At 44.3% G+C, this 3171-nt stretch carries 3 protein-coding genes; all 3 read right to left on the bottom strand.

All coding sequences use genetic code 11. The features are described from left to right. Positions 1-287, bottom strand: a 287-nt coding sequence (locus F6J94_RS32245) for an FHA domain-containing protein (protein WP_293047688.1), incomplete at its 3' end; no start/stop codon positions are given. Between the two features lie 270 nt (positions 288-557). Continuing rightward, positions 558-2342 (bottom strand): 4Fe-4S binding protein, encoded by a 1785-nt coding sequence (locus tag F6J94_RS32250; RefSeq protein ID WP_293047691.1) that lies wholly within the window; start codon positions 2340-2342, stop codon positions 558-560. A gap of 714 nt (positions 2343-3056) precedes the next feature. After that, the coding region (locus F6J94_RS32255) for a transposase (RefSeq protein ID WP_293042269.1) at positions 3057-3171 on the bottom strand (115 nt) is incomplete at its 5' end.

Here is a 3171-nt window from a genome sequence, read left to right on the forward strand (position 1 = left end):
TCACCGATGCGGATGATGTCATCTTCCTTCAGGAGCCAGTTTTGGTTAACATCTACCTCCTCATTATTGATCCGAGAGCCATCTGTGCTACCGAGGTCAGTAAAGAAACACTGTCCCCCAAGGCATACAATTCTGCCGTGTACACGACTTACGACAGGACTATCCAAGACTAGGTCACAACTCGGGTGGCGGCCAATCAGATACTCACCTTGAATTGCAGTTTCCGGTTTCAGGGTTTTTTCCTGTAACTCGTTAGTTTGGTAGTTGATGATTGTAGTCGTAAGCATGTTTTGTATCACTCCAAATTACCGAAATATTGGGTCAATTGCGTCAATTGCTGAAATTTATGAAGGGATTCTCTATTTTGAGTTCACAATTCATCTCAACTTGTCTTGATCGGTAGTACCCTCGGCCTGAGCCACTAGTAAGTAAGTGTTTTATAAGTGTTTTACCAGTGGCTATATAATTATCAGCCTTTTTTTTCTTTTTATGAAAAATAATCTTCTTGTTCCTCCTCGTATCACCCTGTTGAATGTACTATCTAGGAACACCTTGGACTAGTCATGATCACCTAGTTGATTGTTGTCATCTTTGCGGTCTTTTAGCAGCTTGGTGCGCTGATCAGAACGATTCTGCTGGCGGGATTCCCTGAGGATAGTGCGTTGGTTAGAAGTACTAGTCTTCTGGTGCTCTTTGATGGTGCTCAGTACCTGATAGGGGTCTCGTCGATAGTGGGGATACAAGATCGGTAAGTTTTCTTGCTCCTTACCAAGTTCTTCTAAAACCTGATAATGTTGCTGATCCTTGATACCCAGTTCATCCCGGATCTGCTGCAGAACCTCGAGACTACTAGCGGAATTGACATGTCCAGCTTGGATCGCTTCTCTTAACACCCCTTTGTATACCCCCAAGCGGTATTGTTGGTTAGCACCAGGTAGGGTTTTAGCCAGGATGTGTAATTCCTCAGGTTTGAGTTCATCCACGGAACGACCTTCCAGAAATTCCGAGAAGTCCAGGGGTAGCTTCTTCAGTTGACGGCGCAACTTGTCTGCCAAACTCTCCTGGGTATATTGGTGGGAACTACGACCCCAAGTTCGATAAAGCCATAAGCTACTCACCAGAATCACTACACTCTGAAACAGGAATTGCACTAGGACAGGGAAGCGATTAATTTCGGGACGACCCCCATAGATGAAGAAGAAGTTAAAGGCAATAAAGGTACAAATGGAAAAGACTCGGTGCAATACCTGCTCGTGAGTGATAGATTTGTTTTTTCGCCACAGAGCAGCTTTGTATAGCTTCTCTAGCTTGGTACAAATTACACAACTGAGGGCAACGAAGACAACGAAGGTAAGAGGAGTTGCCACCAGTTTAGGAATCCCAATCGGGTGATTCATGATGTAAAACCCTGGCTTGAAAAGGGAACCTAACTGATTTTCTTGATAGGCCCAAGCCCCAGACATGTAATAATCGAAGTTTCCTGCATACAACCAGGAGTAGACGAAATAGCCAATCACCAGGCCTAAATAACCGTATTGGACTAATTTCCGACCAGGCTTAGTCAGTTGTTGCCAGTAGGCTTTTTCGGAATCGATATCCATACAAGGGGACTTACAACTGATACAAGCACTTTTTTCAATACCTGTGGTTTGGTCTACCGTGCGGCACATGGACTGGGTAATAGTTTTTGGCGGTGCGTTGTGAGCTTCAGTGCCAAACAATCCCCGTGGTCCAATAAATACCATCTGAACGATGCCAAATGGACAGACATAATGACACCAACTTCTGCCACCATAAAGGAATACCATCATCATGGCGGATACGATAGTCAAGCTCAGAAACAAACCCAGAACCAAGCGCTCAGAGTTACAAAATAGAATCCGGCAGTTCAACCCGATAAATAAAATGGCAAACTGCACATATAAATGGTTCCGAACCAGCCAATAATTTTTGCTGATATCCCGCTTTGGCTGTAATCCCAAGGCTCTGGGAATTTGGGATAGAAAGTAAAGTGGGCAAATGCGTCGCCAAGTCTCATGACCGAATACCAAGACAATCATGATGGCGCTAGGCACGATCATGCCCCAAAACAATCGCGCTCCCAGGGCATAGGGTTTTTCATCTAGGCATACTCCCTGGACTTGAACACATGGGTCTCGGGTGAGCATGGGATCCCGAAATAGGCTGAATAGATGATCAGGATCAGTTAAATTGTGTGAGATCGGGTCATAAAACAACGATAAAATTAATATTAGCCAACTAATCACTAGCAGCCAACGGACTCGGTGCCAACTTTGTTCTGGTACCTTTGACAGCATCACTTTAACCCCCTTTTGCTCCATTGTGGGAAACAAGTTCAGGCATTGGCAGTACCTGTTTGGATACTTCTTAACAGCTAGCACCGAAACCAATGCTGAGGATGAGCATTACCCGTCTTTGGGCATAATCTACTCTATAACACCAGCAAGAGTTAGGTAAACCCTCTTGAGCTTGGGTTGGTTGGTAACCTAACTAGAACCTAAGCTTTCTGAATCACCAGTTACTTATCTGCTTGAGTCCACATTTTTTATGCCGCACTTTACGAAAAAAAAACGCACAGGACTCTAATCTGACAGTAGGTTAGACATAGCTCTACCTGTTGTCAGAAAGAGAATTGTTTGAAATTGTTCGAAAGTGCTCTTAGCTCTACCCGATGTGGTTGGGTCAGTTAGCTTTTTACCAATTCTGAATAGGCTGATCGGTTATGGAGAGCTTTTTTAAAAGCTCTAGGTGCTCTCTCTCTTGTCTCAAATCAGCACAAACTGCTCCCATTGGACAGCGGTATTGGGGAAATTTCCTCGCTCACCCTCTCATCAACATCGGTTTAACTAGGTTTAACCAATAGGCCTCACTAAACTAGGCATCAATCACCACTTAGGCCCTTGGGTAGTTAGGGTAGCTTGGGCAACTCCTTAATCGAGGTTTATAGATGGATCTCAACAGCTCCCAGGAGTTAATCCACAAACTAACCGAATCTTGACGGATAATCATCATATGCACCCTTCTAGGGCATGTCGTCAGTTAAGCCAGATGACAGAAGCGGCGAGATGAATGGCTCCCAAAAAATTACGAGCAGTTTTATCATAGCGAGTTGCTATTGCCCTGTATTGCTTAAGTTTCTGAAAAAAGTTT

The organism is Moorena sp. SIO1F2 (assembly GCF_010672755.1).
Lineage (GTDB): Bacteria > Cyanobacteriota > Cyanobacteriia > Cyanobacteriales > Coleofasciculaceae > Moorena.

Coding starts and splice junctions, on each gene's coding strand:
- F6J94_RS32250 (WP_293047691.1), bottom strand. CDS start 2,342: ATGGAGCAAAAGGGGGTTAAAGTGATGCTGTCAAAGGTACCAGAACAA.